Origin of the sequence: Pseudacidovorax intermedius, from assembly GCF_003350475.1 — a bacterium.
In the GTDB taxonomy this organism is placed as follows: domain Bacteria; phylum Pseudomonadota; class Gammaproteobacteria; order Burkholderiales; family Burkholderiaceae_C; genus Xenophilus; species Xenophilus intermedius.
This window is the reverse complement of the sequence record NZ_QQAV01000004.1, coordinates 195,576-220,539: the sequence shown is the minus strand read 5'-3', so window position 1 is coordinate 220,539 and position 24,964 is coordinate 195,576. Positions and strand designations below refer to the sequence as shown.

Sequence of the window (24,964 nt, the reverse complement as noted above, 5' to 3'; positions counted from 1 at the left end):
AGCCGGAGGTTCTCAATGAGCGCCCGCCCGGCCGTTCCGAAGGGCGCTCGCACCGCAGGCGAAGCCGGAGGTTCTCAATGAGCGCCCTCGGCGACGACCTGCGCCCCGGCACCGACTGGGCCCGCGCGCCCGAGCGCAGCAACATCCTGGCGCTGCGCTTCATCTGCTGGATGGCGCTGCGTTGCGGCCGGCCACTCACGCGGCTGGTCCTGCATCCGATCACGCTGTACTTCCTGCTCTTCGCGCCCACGCCGAGGCGCCATGTGCGGCGCTACCTGGCGCGGGCCATCGGACCCAAGGCGGGCTGGCGCGATGGCTACCGGCTGCTGCACAACTTCGCGTCGACGGTGCTCGACCGGGTGTACTTCCTGCGCGGGCGCATGTCGCTCTTCGACGTGCAGGTGCAGGGCGGCGAGGCCGTGGAAGCCGATGTGCGCGCGGGCCGCGGCGCCTTTCTCGTCGGCGCGCACATCGGCAGCTTCGAGGCCCTGTCGGCCTGCCGTCAGCAGGCCGAGGCGCCGGTCGATCTGCGGCTGGCCATGCTCATGTACCCCGACAACGCGCGGCGCATCAACGCCGTGCTCGAAGCCATCAGCCTGCCCGAGTACCGGCCGCACATCATCGCCCTGGGCCGGCCCGCCGCCATGCTGGAGCTGCGCGACTGGCTGGACAGCGGCCGCATGGCCGGCATGCTCGGCGACCGCACCCTGGCCGTGGGTGAGGACGACGCCGGCCAGCGCGGCAACCGCGTGCAGATCGACTTCCTGGGCCAGTCGGCCTGGTTCAACGACGGGCCCTTCCGGCTCGCGGCGCTGCTGCGCCGGCCGGCCGTGTTCATGGCCGGGCTGTACCTGGGCGGCAACCGTTACCGCGTGGTGTTCGAGCCCCTGGCCGATTTTTCGGCGCCGGTGCCTGCCGCCACGACGCCGTCTTCCGAAGGTGGGACGCCCACGCCGCGCCGCGCCCGCGGCCTCGACCCCGCCGAGCGGGAACGCCGCATCCGCGACGCCCTCGAAGCCTATGTGCGGCGCCTGGAAGACCTGTGCCGCGCCCATCCCCACAACTGGTTCAATTTCCATGACTTCTGGCTCGAAGATTCGCCGCGTGCGTGAGGCCCTGGGTGGCGTGCGCCTGCGCGCCGCGCTGCTGCTGGCGCTGGCCGGCCTGCTGGCCGCGCCCGCCTGGGCCTTGGACCTCAACGAGCTGATGGCCCTGCTGGCCCAGCGCCGCAGCGGCGAGGCCCGCTTCACCGAGCAGCGCTATGTGCGCGGCCTGGACGGCCCGCTCGACTCCGCCGGCGTGCTCAGCTTCGTCGCCCCCGACAAGCTGGTGCGCCGCACGCTCACGCCCCGGCCGGAGTCGATGGAGGTGCAGGGCAACGTGCTGATCCTTTCGCGCGGCGGTCGTACCCGCACCCTGAGCCTGGACGCCATGCCCGAGCTGCAGGGCATGATGGAAGCCATGCGCGGCACCCTGAGCGGCAACGCGCCTGCACTGCTGCGCTACTTCAAGGCCGACGTGAAGGGCGATGCCAAGGCCTGGACGCTGGACCTCGTCCCCACGCTGCCCGCGCTGGCCGCCCAGGTGCGCAGCCTGCGCCTGTCGGGCATCGGCAGCGACGTGCGCGGCATCGAGATGGAATTCATCGGCGGCGACCGCTCGGTGATGAACATCGTGCCGGGGCCCGCCGGTTCATGAGCGGCCGTCCTCCTGTTGCACCGGCCCGCGATGCCGGCCTGTCGCCGGCGCGGCGGCTGGCCGTGGTGCTGATCTGGCTGCTGGTGCTCGCGGCTGGTATCGCGGTGATCGCCCGCTCCAGGTTCGACGCCGACCTGTCGGCCTTCCTGCCCGCCCATCCCGATGCGCGCCAGCGCATGCTGATCGAGCAGATCCAGACCGGTGTGGCCTCGCGCACCCTGTTCATCGGCATCGAGGGTGGGCGCGACGAGGCCCAGCGCGCGGCCGTGTCGCGCGAGCTGGGTCAGCGCCTGCGCAAGAGCGGCCTGTTCGACCAGGTCCAGAACGGCGACCAGAGCGAATGGCGCGATGCGGGTACCTGGGTCTTCGACCGTCGCTACCAGCTCTCGCCCGCGATCACGCCCGAGCACTTCACCGTCGAGGGGCTGCGCAACGCCATCCTCGACACGCTCTCGCTGCTGGGCACGCCGGGCGGCAATGCCTTCAAGCCGTTGCTGGAGCGCGATCCCACCGGTGAGTCGGCCCGCATGGCCGAGACGCTGATCCCGGCCACGGCACCCCGCAGCGTCGAAGGCGTGTGGGCCGCGCGCGAGGCGCCGCGCGCGCTGCTGCTGGCCAGCACGCGTGCCGCTGGCGGCGACCTGGACGCCCAGGCGCAGGCCATCGCCACCATCCAGGCCGACTTCGCCCAGTCCGCCGCCCAGGTGGGCGCCACCGACACGCGCCTGCTGATGAGCGGCACCGCCGTGTTCTCGGTGCAGAGCCGCGATAGCATCAAGCGCGAGGCCGTCCACCTGGCGGTGGTGGGGGCCATCGTGGTCAGCGGCCTGCTGCTGCTGGCCTTCGGTGCGCTGCGTGCGCTGGTCATCGCCATGCTGCCGGTGGCCACCGGCGTGGTGGTGGGCACCGCCGCCGTCAGCCTGGTCTTCGGCGGCGTGCACGGGCTCACGCTCGGCTTCGGCAGCACGCTGATCGGCGAGACGGTGGACTACGCCATCTACTACCTGATCCAGGCCCGCCAGGTGGCCGGCGAGGGTGTGGCCCAGGCCGGCTGGCAGCGTTGGCGCGACCTGCACTGGCCCACGGTGCGGCTGGGCCTGCTCACGTCAGTAGCGGGCTTCGCGGCGCTGGTCTTCTCGGGTTTCCCGGGCCTGGCGCAACTGGGCGTGTTCTCCATTGCCGGCCTGGTGGCCGCGGCCGTGGCCACGCGCTTCCTGCTGCCGGTGCTGGCGCCGCAGGGCGCCTCGGGCCGCGGCCTGCGCCGCTACATGGCGCACGCGGCCGGCGCCATCGTGCGCGCGCTGCCACGCCTGCGGCTGCCGCTGATGGCCCTGGCGGTTGCCGGCTTCGCGCTGGTGCTGTGGCAGGGCGATCAGCTCTGGCGCGCCGGCCTCAGCTCGATGAGCCCGGTCTCGCGCGAATCGCAGGCGCTGGACGAGCAACTGCGCGGCGACATCGGCGCCAGCGACGGCGCCACGCTGGTGGTGGCCTATGGCGACACCGTCGAGGCGGCGCTGCGCCAGGCCGAGACGGCCGGCGCGCGGCTCGACCCGCTGGTCGAGCGCGGCGTGCTGCTGGGCTACGACAGCGTGGCCCGCATCCTGCCCAGCCACGCCCTGCAGATGCGGCGGCGCGAGGCGCTGCCCGACGCGACGACGCTGCGTGCCCGGCTCGAAGAGGCCACGGCTGGTCTGCCGATCGCGGCCGACCGTCTGGCGCCCTTCGTGACCCAGGTCGAGGCGGCGCGTGCCGCGCCGCTGATCAGCCGCGAGGACGCGCGGCAGGGGCCGCTCGGCGCCGTGGTCGACGCGCTGCTTTTCGAGCGACCGGGTGGCGGCTGGGCCGCGATGATCTCGCTGCACCCCGGCCCGCAGTTCAAGCATGCGGACGTCGTCGCCGCCCTGCAGGGCCTGCCGGGCGTGTCGGTGGCCGAGGTCGGCGAGGAGCTGGGTGCGCTCTACAAGCGCTACCTGCACGAGGCCTTCGTGCAGGTGGGCCTGGGCGCGCTGGCCGTGGTGCTGCTGCTGGGCGCATGGCTGCGCTCGGGTCGCCGCCTGCTGGCCGTGTGCCAGCCGCTGGCCGCGGCCGTCGCGCTCACGCTGGGTGCGATGGCGGCCATGGGCATGGCGTTGTCCATCCTGCACCTGGTGGGCCTGCTGCTGGTGGTGGCCGTGGGCTCCAACTACGCGCTCTTCTTCGACCAGCTGCGCGAGACCGGCCATGCCGACGAGGACACGCTGGCCTCGCTGATGCTGGCCAACCTGACGACGGTGATCTCGTTCACGCTGATCGCCATCTCCGACATCCCCTCGCTGGCGTCCATCGGCCAGGTGGTGGCGCCCGGCGCGCTGCTGGCGCTGCTGCTGTCGGCGGCCTTCGCGCGGACGGCGAAGGCATGAGCGCCCTGGCCGACCGCTGGCAGCCCACGCCCTTCCTCAAGGGCAGTGCGGTGCTGCACGCGGGCGCGTTGGGAGCGAGCCTGCTCGTGCCGGCTGCCTGGCCCTGGGCGCTGGGCGCGGTGGTGCTCAACCATGCCGCCATCACCGCCATCGGCCTCACGCCGCGCAGCCACTGGCTAGGCCAGAACACGCTGCGCCTGCCCGCCGCCGCCGAAGCGCGAAACGAAGTGGCGCTGACCATCGACGACGGGCCCGAGCCGGCGGTCACGCCGGCCGTGCTCGACCTGCTCGACGCCCATGGCCACAAGGCCACCTTCTTCTGCATCGCCGAGCGGGTACAGGCGCATCCGGCCCTCGCGCGCGAGATCGTCGCCCGCGGCCACAGCATCCAGAACCACACGGCGCGGCATCGGCACAACTTCTCGGTGCTGGGCCCGCGCGGATTCCATGCCGAGATCGAACGCGCGCAGCAGATGATCGAGGCCGTCATCGGCCAGCGCCCCACCTGCTTTCGCGCGCCCGCGGGCCTGCGCAATCCCTTTCTGGCCCCGGTGCTGCATCGCCTGGGTCTGGAACTGGTGAGCTGGACCCGCCGCGGCTTCGACACCCGCGAGCGCGACCCGGCCCGCGTGCTGGCACGCCTGACCTGCGACCTGCGTGCAGGCGACATCCTGCTGCTGCACGATGGCCACGCGGCGCTGGCGCGCACCGGCCGGCCGGTGATTCTGGACGTGTTGCCGCCGCTGCTCGACCAGTTCTCCCGCCAGGGCCTGCGTGCCGTGACCTTGCCGCATGCGCTCGGCCATGCGTGAACCGCTCGGCGTAACCGGTCTTCGCCCCTCTCCCCTCGCGGGAGAGGGGTGGGGGAGAGTGGGCTGGTGCCTTGCCCCCACCTCGGTCCGTGCCCCGGCTGCCGCCCCCTCTCCCCCGCCCTCTCCCGCCAGGGGAGAGGGTGCCAAGACGACCCGCCTGTGACCTCGACCCCGCCTTCTCCCGACGCCGCGTGGCGCGAACTCCACGCCCGCGCCACCGAGCCCTACCGCCAGGGCGGCAACTTCGCCTGGCATTTCGCACGCGGCAAGCTGGGCCATGACCCGGTGTTCCGCGGCATCGTCGAGCGCGGCCTGATCGGCGAGGGCCGACCCCGCATGCTCGACATCGGCTCGGGCCAGAGCCTGCTCGCCAACGTACTGCACACGGGCCATGCGATGCGCGCCGAGGGCCGCTGGCCCGGCGCATGGGCGCCGCTGCCCGCCGATGCCCGCTACACCGGCATCGAGCTGATGCCGCGCGACGTGGAGCGCGCGCAACGCTCCGTCGGCCACATCCGGCCCACGCCCACCATCGTCTGCGGCAACATGTGCGAGGCCGACTTCCCGGCCTGCGACGTGGTCGTGATCCTCGACGTGCTGCACTATGTGGACCATGCCGCGCAGGAAGGCGTGCTCCTGCGGGTGCGCGATGCACTGACCGCGGGTGCCGCAGAGCGTGACGGCGTGCCCGGCCGGCTGCTGCTGCGCGTGGGCGATGCCGCCAGCCGCCGCGGCTTCGCCATCAGCCAGTGGGTGGACCGCACCGTGACGCGCATCCGCGGCCACAAGGTCTCGCCCACCTGGGGCCGCACGCTGGACGAGTGGATCGGCTTGCTGCAGCGCCTGGACTTCGCGGTGCAGCCCATGCCCATGAGCCAGGGCACGCCCTTTGCCAATGTGCTGCTGATCTCGGACCTGCCATGACCGCGCCTGCCACCCTCGACCGCAGCGGCATCGCCGCGCGCATTCCCCATGCAGGCGGCATGTGCCTGCTCGACCGGCTCGAAGCCTGGGATGCGCAGTCCATCCATTGCACGACCACCACCCATGCGGACCCGGCCAATCCGATGCGCACGGCCTCGGGCCTGCTCGCGCCCTGCGCCATCGAGTTCGCGGCGCAGGCCATGGCGCTGCACGGCGGTCTGCTGGCCACCGGCGACGGCCCGCCCGCGGCCGGCTACCTGGCCAGCACCCGCAACGTGCGCCTGCACCGCGCCCGCTTCGACGATGCGCCCGCACCGCTGCACCTGCATGCCGAACGCCTGTCGGGCGATGCGCAGCAGGTGCTCTATGCCTTCCGCGTGCTCGATGCCGACGGCCGGCCCGTCGCGGACGGGCGGGCGGTGGTCGTTCTCAACACGCCCTTGCCGGACGCCGCGCCCTGAGCGCCTGCCCGGCCATCACGACCGGTGTCCGTGACACCGGCACCGACGGAGGTACTTTTCCATGACCCTTCAGAACAAGCGCGCCCTCGTCACCGGTGCCAGCGGCGCCCTGGGCGGCGCCATTGCCGAGCGCCTGGCGCGCGACGGCGCCACCGTGCTGCTGCATGCCAACGGCCGCCGGGAGGCCGTCGAGGCCCTGGCCGCACGCATCGTCGCGGCCGGCGGCCAGGCCGAATGCCATGTCTTCGACCTGACCGACGACGAAGCCACGGCGGCCGCCTGCGCCCGCATGCTGGAGGGCGGACCGGTGCAGGTGCTGGTCAACAACGCGGGCATCCACGACGACGCCGTGATGCCCGGCATGCGGCCCGAGCAGTGGCATCGGGTCATCGATGTGTCGCTCAACGGCTTCTTCCGCGTCACCCAGCCGCTGCTGCTGCCCATGCTGCGCACGCGCTGGGGCCGCATCCTCAACATCTCGTCCGTGGCCGCCATCATGGGCAACCGCGGCCAGGTCAACTACGCCGCAGCCAAGGGCGCGCTCAACAGCGCGACCAAGGCGCTGTCGATGGAAGTCGCCTCGCGCGGCGTGACCGTCAACGCCATCGCCCCGGGCATCATCGCCTCGCCCATGGCGGATGCGGCCTTCGACCCCGCGATGGTCAAGCAGATGGTGCCCGCGCAGCGCGCCGGCACACCCGAAGAGGTGGCTGCGCTGGCCGGCTTTCTGGCGAGCGCGGAGGCGGGGTACATCACGGGGCAGGTGATCTCGGTGAATGGCGGGATGGCCTGAGGCCGCCTTTCCGCCGTTCCTGTTCATGCACCTCAGCGCATCGGCATCAGCGACATCACCGTCAGCTGTCCGTCGACCATCTGTGCCGTGAAGCGCACTTTGTCACCCGCCTTGAGGTCCTTGAGCATGGCGGCGTCGTGGACGCGGAAGACCATGGTCATGGCGCCCATGTCCAGGTTGGGAATGTCGCCGTGCCTCAGCGTGATGCGGCCCTGGGCGGCATCGACACGGCGGACTTCGCCTTCGACCGGGGGCAGTGGCGCTTCGGCCTGTGCGAAGGCGGCCGGCGAGACCCCCAGGACGGCGGCGGGCAACAGCAGGGCGAGGAAGCTTCTCTTGTTCATGTTCGATGATTTGAGTAGGTGGAAGGTGCAGGCTCAGCGATAGCGCTGGAATACGCGCGTGCCGCCCGCGGCGAGCACGAGCAGCACGTCGTAGGCATCGCGGCGGTCGCCATAGGCGGGGCCGTCCATGCCGGGCGAGCCGATGGGCATGCCCGGCACGGCCAGGCCGATGGCGCCAGCCGGCTTCTCGCGCAGCAGGCGGTGGATGTCGCGGGCAGGCACATGGCCTTCGATGGCGTAGCCGCCGACGCTTGCCGTGTGGCAGGAGCCCAGCGTCCGAGGAATACCCGCCTCCTGGCGCACGCGGGCGTTGCCCTCTTCGTGTACGCGGGTGGCGAAGCCGTTCGCGTTCAGGTGCTTCACCCAGTCCACGCAGCAGCCGCAGTTCGGGTCTTTCCAGACGTCCACCCTGGGCGCGGCCGCGACCGCCGTGCCGGCGATGGGGAGGGCCGTGAGGGGCAAGGCGGTCAGGAGCAGGCGGCGACGGGGAGACGCGATGGAGGAGGAGGAAGAAGATTGCATGGTCGTGACTTTCGATGGCGGGGTGGTTCGCGGTTCAGGGCGGCCAGCCGTTCAGTGGCGGTCATGGCCGGCGGGCTTGCGCACAGAGGCGGGGGCGGCATCGCTTGTGCCGGAGGCTGAAGCGCCCGCCTCATCGCTTCGGCTCACCGCCGAAGGCGCCTGGCCCGCATCGACCTCATGCGCCACGCTGCCTGCCGGATGCCGGAACCAGCCCGGGTCGTGAAAGTCCCCCGGCGCCTGGTCGCGCCGCACCTTCAGCAGCGTGAACATGCCGCCCATCTCGGCCGGGCCGAAGGGGCCGCGGCCGGTCATCATGGGCAGGGTGTTGTCGGGCAGGGGCATCTCCATGGATCCCATCTCGGCCATGCCCTTGTCGCCCATCACCATGTAGTCGGGCACCAGCCGGCGGATGGTGTCGGCGACGCCGCGGTGGTCCACGCCGATCATGGTGGGCACGTCATGGCCCATGGGGCCCATGGTGTGGTGGCTCTTGTGGCAGTGCAGGGCCCAGTCGCCTTCCTCGTCGGCGATGAACTCGATCTGGCGCATCTGGCCGACGGCGACATCGGTGGTCACTTCGGGCCAGCGGGCGCTGCGCGGCACGGCGCCGCCATCGGTGCCCGTCACCTCGAATTCATGGCCGTGCACATGGATCGGATGGTTGGTCATGGTGAGGTTGCCCACGCGGATGCGCACCCGGTCGCCGCGCCTCACGCACAGCGGGTCGATGCCCGGGAAGACGCGGCTGTTGAAGGCCCAGGTGTTGAAGTCGGTCATGGTGTTGACCTTGGGCGTGGCGCTGCCGGGCTCGACGTCGAAGCTGCCGAGGAGAAAGCAGAAGTCGCGCTGCACGCGCGCGATCTGCGGATGGTTGCGCACCTTGGGGTGCGTCACCCACAAGCCCATCATGCCCATGGCCATCTGCACCATCTCGTCCGCATGCGGGTGGTACATGAAGGTGCCGGGCCGGCGCGCGGTGAATTCGTAGACGAAGGTCTTGCCCGGCGGGATGTGCGGCTGCGTGATGCCGCCGACGCCGTCCATGCCGTTGGGAACGCGCTGTCCATGCCAATGGACCGTGGTGTGTTCGGGCAGCCGGTTGGTGACGAACAGGCGCACCCGATCGCCTTCGACCACCTCGATGGTGGGCCCGGGCGACTGGCCGTTGTAGCCCCACATGTTGACCTTGAAGCCCGGCGCCATCTCGCGCACCACGGGCTCGGCGACGAGGTGGAATTCCTTGACGCCGTCCTTCATGCGCCAGGGTAGGCTCCAGCCGTTGAGGGTGACGACCGGGTCGTAGGGCCGGCCGTCGGGCGGCAGGAGCGGTGGGGCGGTGGCGGGGCCGGTCTGCTGCGCGGCCTCGGGCACGGCGGCCAGGGCGACGCGGCTGACGGCACCGGCGGCGGCGCCGGCCAGCACGCCGGAGAAGAAGTGTCGGCGGTCCATCAGTGGCCTCCTTCGTTCGTCGAGCTGGCGAGGGCTGCGCCCGTCCCTGCACCGCGCAGGGCCGAGAGGCCGGCGGGCGAGCTGCCGGTCAGCGCCATCTGCAGATCCACCTCGGCGAGCCAGAAGTCGCGCTGGGCCTGCATGGCCGCATCCACCGTTCGCGCACTGGCGCGGGCTTCGGCCAGCAGCTGCCAGACGCTGGCACCCATGGCGTTGTAGCGCAGCACCATCTCGTCGTTGATCTGGCGCTGCAGCGGCAGCACCTCGGCCTGGTAGCGATGCGCGATCTGCCACACATGCCGGCGGGCGGCCTCGGCCTCGCGCACTTCGCTCACGGCGGCCAGCGCCACGCCACGCACGCGGGCGGCGGCCTGCAGGTAGCGTGCCTCGGCCTGCGCACTGCGCGCCTGGCCGAAGTCGAAGAGCGGGATCGGCAGGCCGATCTCCCAGCCGCGTTGCGTGCTGCGGCCGCGGTCGATGTCGTTGGTGAAGGTGGTGTTGCGCGCAACGCCCAGCTCCATGGCGTCGACGAAGCGGGTGGCGCGCGTCAGGCCCTGCGCTTCGGCCGTGGCTGCGGCGTCGGCGCGGGCGGCGCGGAGGTCCAGACGATCTCGCAGGGCCTGCGCTTGCAGGTCGGCATCGGCCGGCAGCGAGGCGGGCAGGTCGGGCAGGCGGTCGGGCAGCGTGAGCCGCGCGGCCTGCGCGCCATCGAGCCCGAGCAGACGGACCAGGGCCTCACGGCTGGCGGTCGCGGCCTGCTCGGCCCGGGCCAACTGGGCCTGTGCGTCGGCCTGCTGCAACTGTTCGCGCGCGACCTGCAGTGCGGGCCAGTTGCCGGCTTTCTGCATGCGCTGGGCCAGCGTCGCGCCAGCTTCGGCGGCATCGCGCACGTCGCGCAGGTAGACAGCGCTCTGCCGGTCGGCGACGGCGCGCAGCCAGGCACGGCGCGTGTCGGCCGCCAGTTGCAGCACCGCCTGCGCCGCATCAAGCCGGGCGGCCTCCTGCCGCTGGTCGGCCCAGCGGGCGCGCCACGGCAGGGTGAGCAGGCCCACCACGTTGAAGCTGATCAGCCGGTCGAGCTCCAGTTCGCGGCCCTCTCGCAGGCGGCCGAAGGAGAACACGGGATTGGGCAGCGAGGCCGCTTCCACGCGCTCGGCGTCGGACAGCTGCAGGGCCGCGAAAGCCGCCTGCATGCGGGGGCTCTGGGCCAGGGCGATGCGCACGGCCGCCTGTTGGTCGAGCGGCCGGACCAGCAGCGCCTCCGCTTGCGCCGCGGATGCGGTGTCGGGCCGACGTTGGGGCCGGGCGTCGCCGACGAGCGGCTGGCCCTGCACCAGCGAAAGTGCCTGCGGTGCATCGCCCTCGGGCGACAGACTGGCGCAGCCGGCGAGCAGCAGGGCGGCGCCTGCCAGGGCCGTGCAGGACGCACGGCGCAACATGGCGGGCGGCGCCGCGATGGAAAGATGGGGAAATGGCGGCGCTTCGCCGTGACGGCGCCGCAGCGGCAGCCCGCGCACGCTGCGCGGGACGAGAGGGGTGGACAAGAGAACGCTCCTTGAAGCAATGCATCGGCACTGCGGCGCGTCAGGACGGCTGCAGCGGACGGACTACGGGCAGGACGTTCAGGAAATGGGCGGCTTGTCGGCCTGGGCGAGCAGGGCGCTCGCGAAGTGCGGGGCGCTGCTGCGGGGGTGCACGCGTGCGGGCGGCGCGACAGGGGCTGCCGGTGCCGCGTCGGTCATCGCCACCGAATGGCAGATCTGGCAGAGGCCGCAGTGGCCGTGGTCGTGCGCGGTGCCGCTGTCGTCGCCCTGGTGCGCCACGGAGAGGGCGCTGGCGACGTGGGGCGATGCTTCTTGCATGCCGTGTCCCTCATCCGCGGCATGCTCATGGCAGTGCGCCGGGGGCTGCGCTGTGGCAGCCGCCATCGCCGGCATGTGTTGCGGCGCCGGCATCGGATTGGCCGCGTGGGCGGCATGTGTGGACGGCGCGGCGGGTGTGACCTCCACCGCCATGGCGCCACCGATCCAGCCACGCAAGGGCAGCAGGACGAGGGCAAGGACCAGGACGAAGAGGCGCACGGGCGGCATTCTAGGAGTGCACGCCAGCACGGGCCTTGACGCCCCGCAGGGCCGCTGCGCCGCTGCGGAGCCAGCCTTGCCCTCGCAGCCTCATGCACCATCGTCCGACATCGCGATGTGCACGCCGTCGCAGGCTTGGGTCACTCGGCAAGACGCTTGCCCTCCACCAATGAAAGGAACATTGCGATGACCCCCATTGATCACCAGGACTGCATCGACGCCTGCAACGCCTGTGCCGTGGCCTGCAGCCATTGCGCCGCAGCCTGCCTGCGCGAGCCCGATCCGGGCGCGATGGCCGGCTGCATCCGTCTCGACATGGACTGCGCCGCGGCCTGTCAGTTCGCGGCAGCGGCGGTGGCCCGCGGCAGCGAGCATGCGGCGGCCATCTGCGCGCTCTGCGCCCGTCTGTGCGACGCCTGCGCTGCCGAGTGCGCCCAGCACGAGGCTGACCACTGCCAGGCCTGTGCCGAGGCCTGCCGAGACTGCGCCCAGGCCTGCCGGGCCATGGCCGGCTGAGCGGCGCCGCGCCCCTCAGCGCCCGGGCAAGCCGCGCAGCAGCCGCAGCCCGTTGGCCACCACAAGCAGACTGGCTCCCATGTCGGCGAACACCGCCATCCACATGGTGGCCTGGCCGGCAATGGCGAGGGCGAAGAACACCGCCTTGATGCCCAGGGCCAGCGTGATGTTCTGCCAGAGCAGCGCATGGGTGCGGCGCGACAGCGCCACGGTGTCGGCGATGCGGCCCAGGTCGTCGTTCATGATGACCACGTCGGCCGTCTCCATGGCGATGTCGGTACCCGCGGCACCCATGGCGAAGCCGATGTCGGCCTGGGCCATGGCGGGCGCATCGTTGATGCCATCGCCCGCCATCGCGATGACGCCATGGCGCTGCTGCAGGTCGCGGATGGCAGCCAGCTTGTCCTGCGGCAGCAGGCCGCCGCGCGCGTCGGCGATGCCGACCTGCTCGGCCACGGCGCGGGCGGTGCTGGGGTTGTCGCCCGTCAGCATCACGGGCGTGACGCCCAGGCGCTTCAGGCGTGCCACCGCTTCCCTGGAGCCGGCCTTGAGCGTGTCCGCCACGGCGAAGACGCCGAGGACCGCATGTTCGCCGGCCAGCAGGGTCAGGGTGCGGCCCTGCGCCTCGTGGTCGGCCAGCAGGGCTTCCAGCGCCGGGCTGCACAGCCCCTGCTCCTCGATCAGGCGGTGGTTGGCGAGCACCAGCGGCAGTCCGTCGACCACGCCCCGGACGCCGCGTCCGGCGAGCGCTTCGAACTCGTCGACCTCGGGTATTGCGCCGATCCTCGTGAGGCCCTGGGCAATGGCGAGCGAGACCGGATGGTCCGAGCGGCCCGCCAGGGCCGAGGCGGCGCATTGCACATGGGCCGGATCTGCATCGCCCCAGGCCTGCCAGTGCACCAGCACCGGCTTGCCCTGGGTCAGCGTGCCGGTCTTGTCGAGCGCGATGGCCCGGAGCCGCCGCGCGCCTTCGAGGTGCGTGCCGCCTTTGATGAGGATGCCGCGGCGCGCGGCCGCCGTCAGGCCGCTGACCACCGTCACCGGCGTGGAGATCACCAGCGCGCACGGACAGGCGATGACCAGCAGAACCAGCGCCTTGTAGATGGCGTCCAGCCAGGCCCAGTCCAGCAGCAGGGGCGGCAGCACGGCCACGGCCGCCGCGGCGATGAACACTGCCGGCGTGTAGATGGCGGCGAAGCGCTCGACGAAGCGCTGCGTGGGCGCCCGAGACTCCTGCGCCTTCTCGACGGCTTCGATGATGCGGTCCAGCGTGGTCTGTCCGGCCACGGCCGTCACGCGCACCTGCAGCTCGCCGCCCTGGTTGACGGTGGCGGCGAACACGGGGTCGCCGACGGTCTTGTCGACCGGGATGCTTTCGCCGGTCACGCTTGCTTGGTCGATCGTGCTGCGGCCGGCGCTCACCTCGCCGTCCAGCGGCACGCGCTCGCCCGGGCGGATGCGCACGATGGCATCCAGGGCCACGCTGGTGGCGGGCACGCGCTGCCAGCTGCCGTCGGCAGCCTGCACCTCGGCGTCGTCGGGTGCCAGCGCCATGAGGCCCGAGATCGCGTTGCGCGCGCGGTCGGCCGCCTTGTGCTCGATCAGCTCCGCCAGCGCATACAGCGCCATCACCATGGCCGCCTCGGGCCATTGGCCGATCAGGAAGGCGCCCGTCACCGCCACGGCCATGAGCGTGTCGATGCCCAGGCGTCCACGCATCAGGGCGCGCAGCCCACTCAGGTAGATGCCGGTGCCGGCCAGCGCGATGGCCACGGCGGCCAGAGCCATGCCTGCGATCCGCCATGCCAGGGCGTCGGGCAGCAACAGGTGGCTCAGCTCGGCCGCGATGGCGACGCCGAGGGCAGCGGCGATGCGGGCTGGACCGGGCAGGGGGCCGTGGTCGTGCCCATCACCGGCCTCGTGCGCATGCGGGTGGGCATGGGCACTGTCATGGTCGTGCGCGTGACCATCGTCGTCCCTATGGCCATGGTCGGCGTGGCGGTGGGCGGGGGCGGCCGCAGGCGGGGGGGCGCTGCATCCGCAGCCGGTACCGCAACCTGCGGCAATGCGCAGCGTGCGCGGTGCCGCAGGCGGGGCGACCGGCTCCGTGGCGTGGGTGCGCGGCGTGTGGTGGCGGTGCGCCGGCTCGCCGGCGAGGGAGGGGGAAGGGCGGCTCGTCATCGGGTTTTCGCTTTCGTGCCAGCATTGAAAACCTTCAAGCCACTTCAAGGTCAAGCATGCCTTCTGCAAGCCCCCACCTGCGCATCGGCGAGGCAGCCAGTCGCTCGGGCGTCAGCGCCGCCAACATCCGCTACTACGAAAAGGAGGGCCTGCTCGGCGCGGAGCAGCGGGCCGACAACGGCTACCGGCTCTACAGCGCCGACGACGTGCACCGCCTGCGCTTCATCCGCATGTGCCGGGCCATGGACATGTCGCTGGACGAGGTGCGTGCCCTGCTGTCGCTGGACCTGCGCAGCAAGGCCGACTGCAGCGCGGCCTGCGACGTGCTCAACGCGCACCTGGGCCATGTGCGCGAGCGCATCGCGGAGCTTCGATCGTTGGAGCAGGACCTGAAGACGCTGCGCGACCGCTGCGATGGGCAGGACAGCTATTGCCACACCATCGAGGCCTTGCATGAACGGGCAGACGCACAACCCGCTGATGGCGTCGGCCCTGGCGGCACACCCCGGCGCCATGTTTGAGGCGAAAACGCAGAACGGAAACGGGGTCGACGCGCCATCGCGCCCCGACCCCGTGGCAGGACGATCTGTCTTCAGTGCTTGTAGCTGAGGCCTGCCGCGCCGGAAGCGGGCCGGGTGAAGGGCACTCTCGGGATTTCCGCTTCTGCCCGCGCATCGACGCGCGCGATGGCCTGCTCGGTCCGGCACAGCTCCGCCAAGCGCCGGTCTGCCTCACGCCGCAGCGCCGAGATCCGGGCCAACGCCTCCGCCTCGGCCACACGCCGTCCACCCTGCGTGCTCTGCTGAAGCTGATGGATCGCCTCATACGAGTCGCGCTCCGCCTTCATCCAGGCAGCAAATCGGGGGTCGGGGGTGTCAGTCATGTGGCTCGGGTTCCTTGTCGGCGCACGTGTTCGTGCAACATTGGCGCGGAGTCTGCATGCAGGCTGTGCCGGGGCACGTAGGACAAGCCTTGGGTCCGCGGTAGGTCGAGGCAGGGCAACGCGCAGATCTCTCAGCCGGCTTGGCGCAGGCACGCCAGTGCGGTCCCAACGGCGCTGTGGGGCAGCGGCCCTCTTAGAGGGTCACCCCTTCTCCATGCCCGCGATCATTACGAGCGGTGCCAGGTCATTGCCCACCCCCGCATCTGGAGGACGCCTCGGCCGGATCGTGCCCGTGCGGAGCGGGGTCGCCTCAGAAGGACTTCTTGAGCTGTCGATCGACCGACCAGACCCCGCCACCGAAGGCCGCGAAGAACAGGCAGCCGAAGGCCCAGATGCTGGACAGCTGCACGGCCTTGCCTTGCAGCAGGTCCGTGAACGCGACACCGGCGTCCATGAGCCGCTTCGTGCCATTGGGCGTCAGGAACTCCGGATGGGCCTTGATCGCTTCAAGGCCCGCGCTGGTCAGAAGCGGCTGGGCGTTGTACGGGAAGTGGAAGTGGAACCACACCGTCACGAACAGCATGACCGCGTTGGCCAGGGCGAAGGGCCGGGTAAGAAAGCCCAGCAGGATGGCAGCACCGCCGACGACCTGCATGACGGCCAGCAGTGGCGAGAACAGCCATCCCGGATGGAAGCCGATCATCTCGACGAACTGCACCTGGCCCATCGGATCGAGGATCTTCGGCCAGCCCTCGTGGAGCAGCCAGCCGCCCAGGGCCAGCCGGAGCAACAGCCATCCCAGAGGCTGCGCGAAGTTCTCGTAGAAGGGGGCCAGCGCCGGTATGAACAGACTTTCTCTGGAAACCCTGGAATCGAAGGAGCGACGCATAGGAGCCTTGCAGAATTTTCGGGGGTGCCGCACTGGTTGGAGCACGTGTGTCCGGGTGCACGACGATCTTCCCAGGCACTCATCCAAGGCTTTTGATGCATGTCATGGTTGGGTCCAGTGGAACGGCCGGACATGCATCGAGACGGCGTCGTCCGCGTCCAGGGTCGCGCCATGGGCCTGAACGCAGACCTTGCCGATCATTCGCCCTTGGCCGCGCGCAGGTTGGCCTTGAAGTGTTCCGGCACGCGCTCGTCGAAGCCCAGCGCCACGCGGCGCACCTCGGGGCTGTCGGTGGGGGCATGGCCCACGCCCAGGGCCGCCGCGCGCGGCGCGTCGATGGCCACCACCGTACCTTCCACGCGGCCGATGCCGGTGATCTCGCAGGCCACGACATGGCCTGGGTCGACGCTGCGCGAATGGCAGGGCGTGCCCATCAGGATCACGTCGCCGGGCATCAGGGTGATGTGGCGGGCGATGTCGGCGATCACGTAGTGCGGGCCCCAGATGGTCTCTTCGCCGATGTGCGCCTCCTGCACCACGCGGCCGTCGACGAAGGTGCGCAGCGTCTGCGCGAACAGGTCCACGCCACGCACGATGCCCGGGCCGATGGGCAGCAGCGTGTCCGCGCCCTTGACGCGCAGCATGCTGCCCTGGTCGGTGTCGCGGAAGTCCTGCAGGCCCATGTCCAGCGCGGGGCAGAAGCCTTCGATGTGGTCCCAGGCTTCGTCGGGCGTGACGTTGCGGCAGGTGCGGCCGATCACCACCGCGTACTCGCCCTCGTAGTTGAGGTACTTGCAGTCCGCCGGCTTGAGGATCTGGCCCTTGTGGCCGTTGAGCGAGGTCGGCGGCTTGGTGAAGTAGGTGGGCGTCTCGGTCGGCTTGGGCTTGTTGCGGGTCTCCATGCTGCGCGAGCGGTAGGAGATGTGCACCGCGATGATCTTGCTCGGGTTGACCGGCGGCAGGTAGGTCTGCGCGTCGGCGTCCAGCAGGCGGCCATCGTCCAGGCGCAGGCGGCCGGCGTCGGCGCCTTCTTCCACCATCGTGCCCCAGAAGGCGCTGCCACCGATGAGGACGCGGCGTCGCTCGACGCGGGGGCCCTGCATCACGGTGGGCAGGCTCTGGAGTGGGAATTCGAAGTTCATGGCGATTCTTGTGTGGGGCTCAGGCAGAGAACCAGATGTGGATGTTCCCGGTGCCCCGGGCGTTTTCGTAGGCGGACAGGGACTCGCCCTTGGCGCGGCAGTCGGCGCCGCCCATGGCGCCCAGCATCTGCAGGTAGTGCGCGCCGAAGGCCTCCCAGGGCTTGCGTCGGTATTCGGCGTCCCAGCGCTCCAGGATCAGGTCGTGCCGGCCTTCGGCCATCAGTGCGATGGCGCCCTTGTCGCTCTCGATGTTCTCGGGCGAGGAGACGTTGCTCTCGTGGAAGATGCGCGGATGGTTCGGCTTCCAGTCGATGCCGTTGAACTTGTGGCTGAGCGCGCCCGAGGCCAGCAACACCACGCGCAGGCCGCTGGCGCGGATGCCTTCGCCGATGTCCTCGCCGGACTGGAGGAACTGCTCCCAGCGGCAGTTCTGGCAAGAGCTCACGGTCACCACCGGCGTGTCGTCCAGCTCCAGCCGCAAATGCTTGACCAGGTTGACCGTGGCGTAGTGCCGACCCAGATCGGGGTGGTCGATGACGCGCACATAGCCCTGGCGCGCCCGCGAGGCGGTCTCCAGCGCCCGGGCCAGTCGCGGATGGCCGCGGTAGGTAAAGGGCACGCCGTGCAGGTACCAGGGCATCTCGTCGGAGATGTAGGTGCCGCTGTAGCGCGCGCCGCCGTCCACCAGGTGGTAGCCGGTGGTGAACCAGTGGCTGTCGAAGATCATGACCACGTCCGGCTTCGCGGCCGCGATGCGCTCGCGCAGCCGGGCATAGCCGGCGATCAGGTCCGAGTCTTCTCCGGCGCCCTGCAGGCGGCGGAACTCCTCGCACTGCATCAGGCCGGGGTGATGCGACACGATGGCCGATCCAACGATCTGTCCCATGGAAATGTCTCCTGTGTGCGTTCAGCGGTGGCTGAAGCTCGCCTTGAACGGCTTCTTGGGAACCACGACGTCCTTGACGTCGCAGAAGAATTCGAAGCTCCAGTCGCCGCCTTCGCGGCCCACGCCGGAGCGCTTGATGCCGCCAAAGGGCGCGGCCAGGTCACGGATGCCGAAGCTGTTGACCCAGATGAAGCCGGTGCGCACCTGCTTGGCGATTTCGGTGGCGTGCCCGGTCTCGCCGTAGCAGACGCCGCCCAGGCCGTAGTCGGTGCCGTTGGCCAGCGCGATGGCCTCTTCGTCGCTGGCGAAGGTCTGCAGCGTGAGCACGGGGCCGAAGACCTCGTTCTGCACGATCTCGCTGTCCTGCGCCACCTGCGTGAGCATGGTGGGCTTGAAGTACTGGGCGCCGAAGTCGTGGCGCTCGCCGCCCCACAGCAGCTCGGCACCGGCCGCGACGGCGCGTTGCACGAAGCCTTCGACGCGCTCTACCTGGCGCGGATGGATGATGGGGCCGACTTCGGTGGCCTCGTCGCGCGGGTCGCCCACGTTGAGCTTCGCGACGTGGCTGCGCATGGTGGCGATGAAGCGCTCGGCCACCTTCTCGTGTACCAGGAAGCGCGTGCCCGCCAGGCAGACCTGGCCGGCGTTGCGGTACATCAGCGCGCCGGTGGCGGCTGCGCCGTCCAGGTCGGCATCTTCCAGCACGATGAAGGGGCTCTTGCCCCCCAACTCCAGGCTGCAGGGCACCAGGTTGGCGCCAGCGGCCTGCGCGATGGACTTGGCCGTGGGCACGCTGCCGGTGAAGGAGACGCGCGCGATGCGCGCATCGCCCACCAGCCATGCGCCGGTGCTGGCACCGGTGCCCTGCACCACGTTGAACACGCCTGGCGGCAGGCCGGCCGCGTCGGCGCAGTCGGCCAGCAGCGAGCAGGTCAGCGGTGCCCACTCTGGCGGCTTCAGCACGCAGGTATTGCCTGCGGCCAGGGCCGGGCCGAGCTTCCAGGTGGAGAGCATCAACGGCGCGTTCCACGGCGTGATGATCACCACCACGCCGGCCGGGTCGTGGCGCACGATGTGGTGGGCCTGCTCGGTGTCGATGGGGCGGTTCTGCAGTTCCAGCGCATGCTGCGCGAACCAGCGGATGTTGAGCATGGCGCGCGGCACCACGCCGTGGCGCATGCGCGAGAGCAGCACGCCGGCGTCGGTGCTCTCCAGCCGGCAGAAGTCGTCGGCACGCTTGCCGATCTCCTCGGCGAAGCGCTCAAGATAGGGCAGGCGCTCGGAAGCGCTCATGGCGCTCCACGCCGGGAAGGCGCGCTGCGCGGCCGCGATGGCGGCTTCGGTGTGGTCCTCCAGGCCTTCGGCGATGCGGCCGAGCGGCTTCTGGTCGATGGGGCTGAAGAGCTCGAAGGTGGTGGCCGAGGGCACGCGGCGGCCGTCGATGTAGTGGTCGGGCGAGACCTTGACGCCCGCCACGTCCAGCAGGGAAGTGGTCATTCGGAATGCTCCTGGTTGGGTGGCAGCAACTTGCCGGGATTCATGAGGCCGTGCGGATCGAGCGCGGCCTTGACGGCCTGCATCAGGCGCAGCTCGACCGCCGACTTGTGGCGCGCGGATTCGTCCCGGCGCAGCACGCCCAGGCCGTGCTCGGCCGAGATCGAGCCGCCATGGGCCACGACCGCGTCGTGCACGCACTGGTTGATGGGCTTTTCGAGCGCCTCGAAGGCGGCGCGGTGCTCCGCGCCCAGCCGGTCGGCGGCGGGCGAGAGGTTGTAGTGCAGGTTGCCGTCGCCCAGGTGGCCGAAGACGACCAGCCGCTCGCCCGGCCAGCGGCGCTCGATCTCCGCGCCCATGGTGGCGATGAAGTCGGCGATGCGGGAGATGGGCAGCGCGATGTCGTGCTTGATGGTGCGGCCCTCGGCGCCTTGCGATTCGGAGATGTCCTCGCGCAGTGCCCACAGGGCCTGGAACTGGGCCAGCGTGGCGGAGAGGGCGGCGTCGGTGGCCAGCTCCTGCTCCAGCGCGGCCTCCAGCAGGCCTTCGATGGCGGCGCTGGCATGGGCCTCGTCCACGTTGTCGCTGACTTCCAGCAGCACGTACCAGGGCGAGCGCTCGGCCAGCGGCAGGCGGGCACTGTCCACGTGCTTTTCGACCAGCGCGATGCAGGTGTCGCTCATTAGCTCGAAGGCCGTGAGGCCGGCGCCCAGGCGCGACTGCGCCAGCTGCAGCAGCTGCAATGCGGCGGCCGGATCGGGCACGGCGACGAAGGCGGCCACCTGCGCCGCGGGCAGCGGGTGCAGCTTGAGCACCGCGGCGGTGATCACGCCCAGCGTGCCTTCGCTGCCGATGAACAGGTCGCGCAGGTCGTAGCCGGTGTTGTCCTTGCGCAGGCCGCGCAGGCCGTCCCACAGCTCGCCCTGTGCCGTGACAGCTTCGAGGCCCAGGCACAGTTCGCGGGCGTTGCCGTAGCGCAGCACCTGCACGCCGCCGGCATTGTTGGCCAGGTTGCCGCCGATGGTGCAGGTGCCTTCGGCGGCCAGGCTCAGCGGGAACAGCCGGCCGGCTTCGCGCGCGGCGTCCTGCACCTGTTGCAGCGTGACGCCGGCTTCCACCGTCAGCGTGTTGTTGATGGTGTCGATGGCGCGCACCTTGTTCAGGCGCGTGAGCGACAGCACCAGCGTGCGGCCCGACGTATCGGGCGTGGCGCCGCCCGACAGGCCGGTGTTGCCCCCCTGCGGCACCACGGCGATGCGGTGCTGGGCGCACCAGCGCACCACGGCCGCCACGTCGGCGGCGCTGTCGGGCTGGGCCACGGCGACGGCCTGGCCGGTCCACTTGCGACGCCAGTCGGTCAGGAAGGGTGCCTTGTCCGCCTCGTCTACCAGCAGGCGGCCGGCGAAGGCCTGGCGCAGTTCGTCCAGTGCGGCCTGCATGCTCAGTAGCCCGAGGTGCTGCCGGCGGCGGGCGCCGGGGCTTCCTTGAAGCGGCGGGCCAGGGCGCGGCTGGCCTGGGCCAGCAGGGTCGCGTCCACGCCCACGGCGATGAAGCGTGCGCCCTTGCCGATCCAGTGGCGGGCGGCCGTCTCGTCGGTGGCCAGGATGCCCGGCGCCTTGCCGGCGGCCAGGATGCGGGCGAATGCATGCTCGATGGCCGCGCGCACGTCCGGATGGCCGGGCTGGCCCAGCAGGCCCATCGAGGCCGACAGGTCCGCCGGGCCGATGAACACGCCATCGACGCCTTCCACGGCCGCGATCTCGTCGATGCGCGACAGGGCGGAGGCCGTTTCGACCTGCACCAGCAGGCACATGCGGTCGTTGGCGGTCTGCAGGTAGTGCGCGTCGGCGCCCCAGCGCGAGGAGCGCGCCAGGCCGCTGCCCACGCCGCGGATGCCCTGCGGCGGATAGCGCATGGCCTGCACCAGGCCGCGGGCCTGTTCGGCGTCTTCCACCATCGGCACCAGCAGTGTGGTGGCGCCGATCTCCAGCACCTGCTTGACCAGCGCCGCGTCGCTGTGCGGAATGCGGACCACGGGGTGGGCGGGGTAGGGCGCCACCGCCTGCAGCGTGCCCAGCATGGAGCGCAGGTCGTTGGGCCCGTGCTCGCCGTCGACCAGCAGCCAGTCGAAGCCGGCGGTGGCGCACAGCTCGGCGGTGTAGGGCTCGGCCAGGCCGAGCCAGAGGCCGATCTGAGCGCCGGGTGCGGCCAGTGCGGCCTTGAAGGTGTTCACGGTGGAGGTCATCAGACGAACTTCAGGGAGATGGAGCCGAGCGAACCGTAGTCCGCGTGGAAGGTGTCGCCGGCGGCGCAATGCACCGGCCGGGTGAAAGAGCCGCCCAGCACGATCTGGCCCGCTTCCAGCCCCTCGCCGTGTGGCGCCAGCTTGTTGGCCAGCCAGGCCACGCCGTTGCCCGGGTGGTTGAGCACCGCGGCGCCCAGGCCCGATTCCTCGATCACGCCGTTTTTGAAGAGCAGCGCACCGGCCCAGCGCCAGTCCACCTGGTCCGGGCGCATCGGGCGGCCGCCCATCACGATGCCGGCGCTGGCGGCGTTGTCGGCGATGGTGTCCAGCACCTTGCGCGGCGCCTTGGTCACGCGGTCGAACTGCTCGATGCGGGCATCGATCAGCTCCAGCGCGGGGATCACGTAGTCGGTGGCGTTGAGCACGTCGAACAGCGTGACGTTGGGCCCACGCAGCGGCTTGGCGAGGATGAAGGCGAATTCCACTTCGAGCCGCGGCACCAGGAAGCGGGCGGCCTCCACCTCGGTGCCGTTGTCGATCACCATGCTCTGCAGCAGCACGCCGTAGTCGGGCTCGGTGATCTGCGAGGCGATCTGCATGGCCCGCGAGGTCAGGCCGATCTTGCGGCCGACGATGGTGTCGCCATCGGCCAGCTTCAGGGCCGTCCATTCGCGCTGGATGGCGTAGCTGTCGGCGATGGTCATGCCGGACAGGCGCTTGCTGAATTGCTCGACGGGCTGGCGGCTGCGCTCGGCCTCGATGAGTTCGTGGGCGAGCGCGCGGTTGCGCTCCTGGGTGTCTGTCATGGATGTGTCTCCTGCATCGCCCTGCCATGGGTGGCAAGGCGCCGTCTTGATGAAGGCGAAGTCTCGGCAGCATGGCCGTCCGCCACAAGCAATGGATTTGGAACAGTGATCAAGCAGCGCTTGATAATCGATCGATGGCCCTGACCCGCTACACCCTTCGCCAGCTCGAGGCTTTCGTCGCCGTGGCGGAGCAGCGCAGCTTCACCGGCGCGGCGCAGCGCATGGGGCTCACGGCGCAGGCCGTGAGCCAGCTGATCGCCGAGCTGGAGGCCATCGTCGATTTCCGCCTCTTCGAGCGCACCACGCGGCGCGTGGCGCTGTCCAGCGCGGGCCAGCACTTCCTGGGGCCCGCCGAGACGGTCCTGCGGCATGTGCAGGCCGCGGAGATCGCGGCCTCCGACGTGCGCAACCAGGCGGCCGGCATCGTGCGGGTCGGTGCCCCGCAGGTGCTGGCCGGCGCGGCCATCCCGGCGGCCATCGGCGCCTTCCAGGCCCTGCGGCCTCGTGTTGTCGTGCGGGTGAAGGACCTCCCGGTCGACCAGCTGGTGGATGCGGTCACCGCCGGCGACGTCGACCTGGCGGTCGGGCCGGATCGGCCCACCGGCGAAGGTGTGCAAGGTACGGCCGTCTTCGACAGCCGCTGGGTGCTGTGGTGCGCGCCGGACCATCCGCTGGCACGCAGCAAGCAGCTGCGGTGGACCGACCTGCACGGCCACGCCCTGGTGGCCGCTGGGCGCGACCACGAGCGCAGCGTCTCGCAGATGCATGTCAATGCCCCCGCAGATGCACGGGTGGAGCCGGTCGACGTGGTGGACAACGTCTCCACCGCCCTGGGCATCGCCGCCCAGGGGCTGGCCGCCACGCTCGCGCCGGCCTACGTGGGCGTGGTGGCGCGGCCGCTCGGCCTGGTGCTGCGCCGTGTGGTCGAGCCCGAGACGGTGCGCACGGTCTGCCTCTACCGCTCGACGGTGCGCACCCTGCCGCCGGCGGCCGAGGCCTTCGCCGACCACCTGCTGCAGTGGTTGCCCGGCTGGCAGAAGAAGGACGATTGAACGCTGTTCAGCCACGCGCGGCGGCCAGCAGGCGGATCTCCGCCAGCAGGTCGGCCAGGGCGGCCTGCAGCATCTCCAGCGTCGTGGCGTCGCTCAATTGGCCGTCCTGGAAGCGCGACGCGATCAGCGGAACGGCCACATGGGGCCGCGACAGAGGGCGGGCCAGCGTGGCGGCCAGGGCATCGCGGATCTGCGCCTGGGCCCGCACCCCGCCCAGGGCGCCGGGCGATGCCGTGATCACCAGCGCGGGCTTGCCCTTGAGGGGCGAGGCGAAGGCGGGCCGCGAGGCCCAGTCGATGGCGTTCTTCAGCACGCCGGGCATGCCGTAGTTGTATTCCGGCGAGCAGATCACCAGTCCATCGGCCTGGGCAATGGCATCCTTCAGCTCCGCGACGGCCGCGGGCGGCTGGGGGCCGTCCACGTCGCCGTCGTAGGGCGGTATCTCCTCCAGCGTGAAGAGACGCTGCTGGGCGTCTGCCGGCAGCAGCGTGGCCATGTGGCGCAGCACCGCGGTGCTGTGAGAGGCGCGGCGCAGACTGCCGGAGATGGCCAGCAGGCGAACCGCCGCTGCAGGCCTGATGTCGGAAGAAACATTCATCGATCGATCCATTGAACTATGCACGGAAGAAAAGTTTATGCATAAAATCGCGTCCATGCAAAAAACGGATGCCGTCTTGCGCGAACCCACGTTGGTGGACCAGGCCTTCGCCCGGCTGCGGCAGGACGTGCTCAGCGGCACCTACGCCGGGGGCGTCAAGCTGAAGGTGGACGAACTGCAGAACGCCTACGGCTTCTCCAGCAGTCCGCTGCGCGAAGCCCTCAGCCGGCTGGCGCAGGAAGGCCTCATCCGCGCCGACGAGCGCCGAGGCTTCCGCGTCGCGCCGCTGTCGGCCGAGGACATGGCCGACATCACTCGCATGCGCCTGATGCTCGACGTGCCGGCCCTGCGCGATTCCATCCAGCACGGCGACGACCGCTGGGAGAGCGAGGTGGTGGCGGCCTTCCATCGGCTGGAACTGGTCGAGGCCCGCCTGCCCGACGGCCCGGTCATCCTGGACGACCACTGGTCCGACCTGCACCGCGCCTTCCATCTTTCTTTGCTCGCTGCCTGTCCATCGGAGCGGCAACGGCGCTGGGGCGAAAGCCTGTTCGACCAGGCCGAGCGCTATCGGCGCTTCAGCGGGCGCTTTCGCAAGGTGGCCAAGCGCAAGACCAACGAGCACCGCCGGATCATGGACGCCGCCCTGCGGCGCGATGCCGACACCGCCTGCGCTCTGCTCGAGGAGCACATGCGCAGCACGCAGCGCAACGTCGAGAACATCCTGAAAGACCTGCCGCCGCCCTGAACACACACGGCTGGCGACCCATTCGAGACAACAACGGAGAC

The 24,964-nt window shown here is 70.9% G+C and carries 26 protein-coding genes; 11 read left to right on the top strand and 15 right to left on the bottom strand.

What is annotated here, in order from left to right:
• The first annotated feature begins 77 nt into the window (after positions 1–77).
• The 7 genes from DFR41_RS13110 to fabG all read left to right on the top strand — a co-directional run bounded on the left by DFR41_RS13110 (position 78) and on the right by fabG (position 7,087).
• Positions 78–1,112 (top strand): lysophospholipid acyltransferase family protein, encoded by a 1,035-nt coding sequence (locus tag DFR41_RS13110; protein ID WP_114802987.1) that lies wholly within the window; start codon positions 78–80, stop codon positions 1,110–1,112.
• On the top strand, positions 1,078–1,698 hold the full coding sequence (locus tag DFR41_RS13105) for a LolA-related protein (protein ID WP_244917740.1): 621 nt from the start codon (positions 1,078–1,080) through the stop codon (positions 1,696–1,698). Before DFR41_RS13110 ends, DFR41_RS13105 begins: the two co-directional genes overlap by 35 nt.
• On the top strand, positions 1,695–4,097 hold the full coding sequence (locus tag DFR41_RS13100; protein ID WP_114802986.1) for an MMPL family transporter: 2,403 nt from the start codon (positions 1,695–1,697) through the stop codon (positions 4,095–4,097). Before DFR41_RS13105 ends, DFR41_RS13100 begins: the two co-directional genes overlap by 4 nt.
• A complete protein-coding gene (locus DFR41_RS13095; RefSeq protein ID WP_114802985.1) occupies positions 4,094–4,909 on the top strand; it encodes a polysaccharide deacetylase family protein in 816 nt (271 codons plus the stop codon). The genes DFR41_RS13100 and DFR41_RS13095 overlap by 4 nt, the downstream gene beginning before the upstream one ends.
• Positions 4,910–5,068: 159 nt before the next feature.
• Entirely contained in the window at positions 5,069–5,833 is a 765-nt protein-coding gene (locus tag DFR41_RS13090) for a class I SAM-dependent methyltransferase (protein WP_114802984.1), read from the top strand.
• Positions 5,830–6,294: an ApeP family dehydratase gene (locus DFR41_RS13085; RefSeq protein ID WP_114802983.1), complete on the top strand. Its 465-nt coding sequence runs from the start codon at positions 5,830–5,832 to the stop codon at positions 6,292–6,294. The genes DFR41_RS13090 and DFR41_RS13085 overlap by 4 nt, the downstream gene beginning before the upstream one ends.
• A 61-nt stretch (positions 6,295–6,355) precedes the next feature.
• Positions 6,356–7,087, top strand: a complete 732-nt coding sequence (gene fabG, locus DFR41_RS13080; protein WP_114802982.1) for a 3-oxoacyl-ACP reductase FabG — start codon at positions 6,356–6,358, stop codon at positions 7,085–7,087.
• 32 nt (positions 7,088–7,119) lie between these two features.
• On the opposite strand, the gene DFR41_RS13075 is transcribed toward fabG, so the two are convergent.
• From DFR41_RS13075 to DFR41_RS27365, 5 genes are all read right to left on the bottom strand, one after another.
• Positions 7,120–7,431 (bottom strand): copper-binding protein, encoded by a 312-nt coding sequence (locus DFR41_RS13075; protein WP_017762400.1) that lies wholly within the window; start codon positions 7,429–7,431, stop codon positions 7,120–7,122.
• A 33-nt stretch (positions 7,432–7,464) separates the two neighbouring features.
• Complete coding sequence (locus DFR41_RS13070) at positions 7,465–7,953, bottom strand: DUF411 domain-containing protein (RefSeq protein ID WP_114802981.1); 489 nt, start codon at positions 7,951–7,953, stop codon at positions 7,465–7,467.
• A 51-nt stretch (positions 7,954–8,004) separates the two neighbouring features.
• Entirely contained in the window at positions 8,005–9,402 is a 1,398-nt protein-coding gene (locus DFR41_RS13065) for a multicopper oxidase family protein (RefSeq protein WP_114802980.1), read from the bottom strand.
• Complete coding sequence (locus DFR41_RS13060) at positions 9,402–10,946, bottom strand: TolC family protein (protein WP_244917739.1); 1,545 nt, start codon at positions 10,944–10,946, stop codon at positions 9,402–9,404. The genes DFR41_RS13065 and DFR41_RS13060 overlap by 1 nt, the downstream gene beginning before the upstream one ends.
• Positions 10,947–11,024: 78 nt before the next feature.
• Complete coding sequence (locus tag DFR41_RS27365; protein ID WP_147284347.1) at positions 11,025–11,264, bottom strand: DUF2946 family protein; 240 nt, start codon at positions 11,262–11,264, stop codon at positions 11,025–11,027.
• Between the two features lie 405 nt (positions 11,265–11,669).
• Here DFR41_RS27365 and DFR41_RS13050 point away from each other — a divergent pair, with 405 nt between their 5' ends.
• Entirely contained in the window at positions 11,670–11,999 is a 330-nt protein-coding gene (locus DFR41_RS13050) for a four-helix bundle copper-binding protein (protein WP_114802978.1), read from the top strand.
• A gap of 15 nt (positions 12,000–12,014) precedes the next feature.
• On the opposite strand, the gene DFR41_RS13045 is transcribed toward DFR41_RS13050, so the two are convergent.
• Entirely contained in the window at positions 12,015–14,180 is a 2,166-nt protein-coding gene (locus DFR41_RS13045; RefSeq protein ID WP_114802977.1) for a heavy metal translocating P-type ATPase, read from the bottom strand.
• 56 nt (positions 14,181–14,236) lie between these two features.
• Between DFR41_RS13045 and DFR41_RS13040 the strand changes: the two genes are divergently transcribed.
• The gene (locus DFR41_RS13040) at positions 14,237–14,701 is read left to right on the top strand and encodes a Cd(II)/Pb(II)-responsive transcriptional regulator (RefSeq protein WP_017762108.1); all 465 of its coding nucleotides are present in this window, start codon (positions 14,237–14,239) and stop codon (positions 14,699–14,701) included.
• Positions 14,702–14,772: 71 nt separating this feature from the next.
• Here DFR41_RS13040 and DFR41_RS13035 read toward each other — a convergent pair whose 3' ends face one another.
• The 8 genes from DFR41_RS13035 to hpaH form a co-directional block, all read right to left on the bottom strand.
• Positions 14,773–15,063 (bottom strand): hypothetical protein, encoded by a 291-nt coding sequence (locus tag DFR41_RS13035; protein ID WP_017762107.1) that lies wholly within the window; start codon positions 15,061–15,063, stop codon positions 14,773–14,775.
• Between the two features lie 310 nt (positions 15,064–15,373).
• Complete coding sequence (locus tag DFR41_RS13030; protein ID WP_114802976.1) at positions 15,374–15,952, bottom strand: DoxX family protein; 579 nt, start codon at positions 15,950–15,952, stop codon at positions 15,374–15,376.
• Positions 15,953–16,149: 197 nt separating this feature from the next.
• Positions 16,150–17,094, bottom strand: a complete 945-nt coding sequence (locus DFR41_RS13025; RefSeq protein ID WP_114802975.1) for a fumarylacetoacetate hydrolase family protein — start codon at positions 17,092–17,094, stop codon at positions 16,150–16,152.
• A gap of 19 nt (positions 17,095–17,113) precedes the next feature.
• Entirely contained in the window at positions 17,114–17,980 is an 867-nt protein-coding gene (locus DFR41_RS13020) for a DODA-type extradiol aromatic ring-opening family dioxygenase (protein WP_114802974.1), read from the bottom strand.
• 21 nt (positions 17,981–18,001) lie between these two features.
• Entirely contained in the window at positions 18,002–19,477 is a 1,476-nt protein-coding gene (locus tag DFR41_RS13015) for an aldehyde dehydrogenase family protein (RefSeq protein ID WP_114802973.1), read from the bottom strand.
• The gene (locus tag DFR41_RS13010; protein WP_114802972.1) at positions 19,474–20,913 is read right to left on the bottom strand and encodes an FAD-binding oxidoreductase; all 1,440 of its coding nucleotides are present in this window, start codon (positions 20,911–20,913) and stop codon (positions 19,474–19,476) included. The genes DFR41_RS13015 and DFR41_RS13010 overlap by 4 nt, the downstream gene beginning before the upstream one ends.
• 2 nt (positions 20,914–20,915) lie before the next feature.
• Positions 20,916–21,719, bottom strand: a complete 804-nt coding sequence (hpaI, locus tag DFR41_RS13005; RefSeq protein ID WP_017762366.1) for a 4-hydroxy-2-oxoheptanedioate aldolase — start codon at positions 21,717–21,719, stop codon at positions 20,916–20,918.
• Complete coding sequence (gene hpaH / locus DFR41_RS13000; RefSeq protein WP_114802971.1) at positions 21,719–22,525, bottom strand: 2-oxo-hept-4-ene-1,7-dioate hydratase; 807 nt, start codon at positions 22,523–22,525, stop codon at positions 21,719–21,721. The genes hpaI and hpaH overlap by 1 nt, the downstream gene beginning before the upstream one ends.
• Before the next feature lie 134 nt (positions 22,526–22,659).
• Here hpaH and DFR41_RS12995 point away from each other — a divergent pair, with 134 nt between their 5' ends.
• Positions 22,660–23,577 carry a LysR family transcriptional regulator gene (locus DFR41_RS12995; RefSeq protein ID WP_017762364.1) on the top strand — a complete coding sequence of 306 codons (918 nt, stop codon included), beginning with the start codon at positions 22,660–22,662 and terminating at the stop codon, positions 23,575–23,577.
• A 7-nt stretch (positions 23,578–23,584) separates the two neighbouring features.
• Here DFR41_RS12995 and DFR41_RS12990 read toward each other — a convergent pair whose 3' ends face one another.
• The gene (locus DFR41_RS12990; RefSeq protein ID WP_017762363.1) at positions 23,585–24,175 is read right to left on the bottom strand and encodes an NADPH-dependent FMN reductase; all 591 of its coding nucleotides are present in this window, start codon (positions 24,173–24,175) and stop codon (positions 23,585–23,587) included.
• A gap of 37 nt (positions 24,176–24,212) precedes the next feature.
• Between DFR41_RS12990 and DFR41_RS12985 the strand changes: the two genes are divergently transcribed.
• Positions 24,213–24,923 carry a GntR family transcriptional regulator gene (locus tag DFR41_RS12985; RefSeq protein ID WP_043114155.1) on the top strand — a complete coding sequence of 237 codons (711 nt, stop codon included), beginning with the start codon at positions 24,213–24,215 and terminating at the stop codon, positions 24,921–24,923.
• The last annotated feature ends 41 nt before the right edge of the window (positions 24,924–24,964 follow it).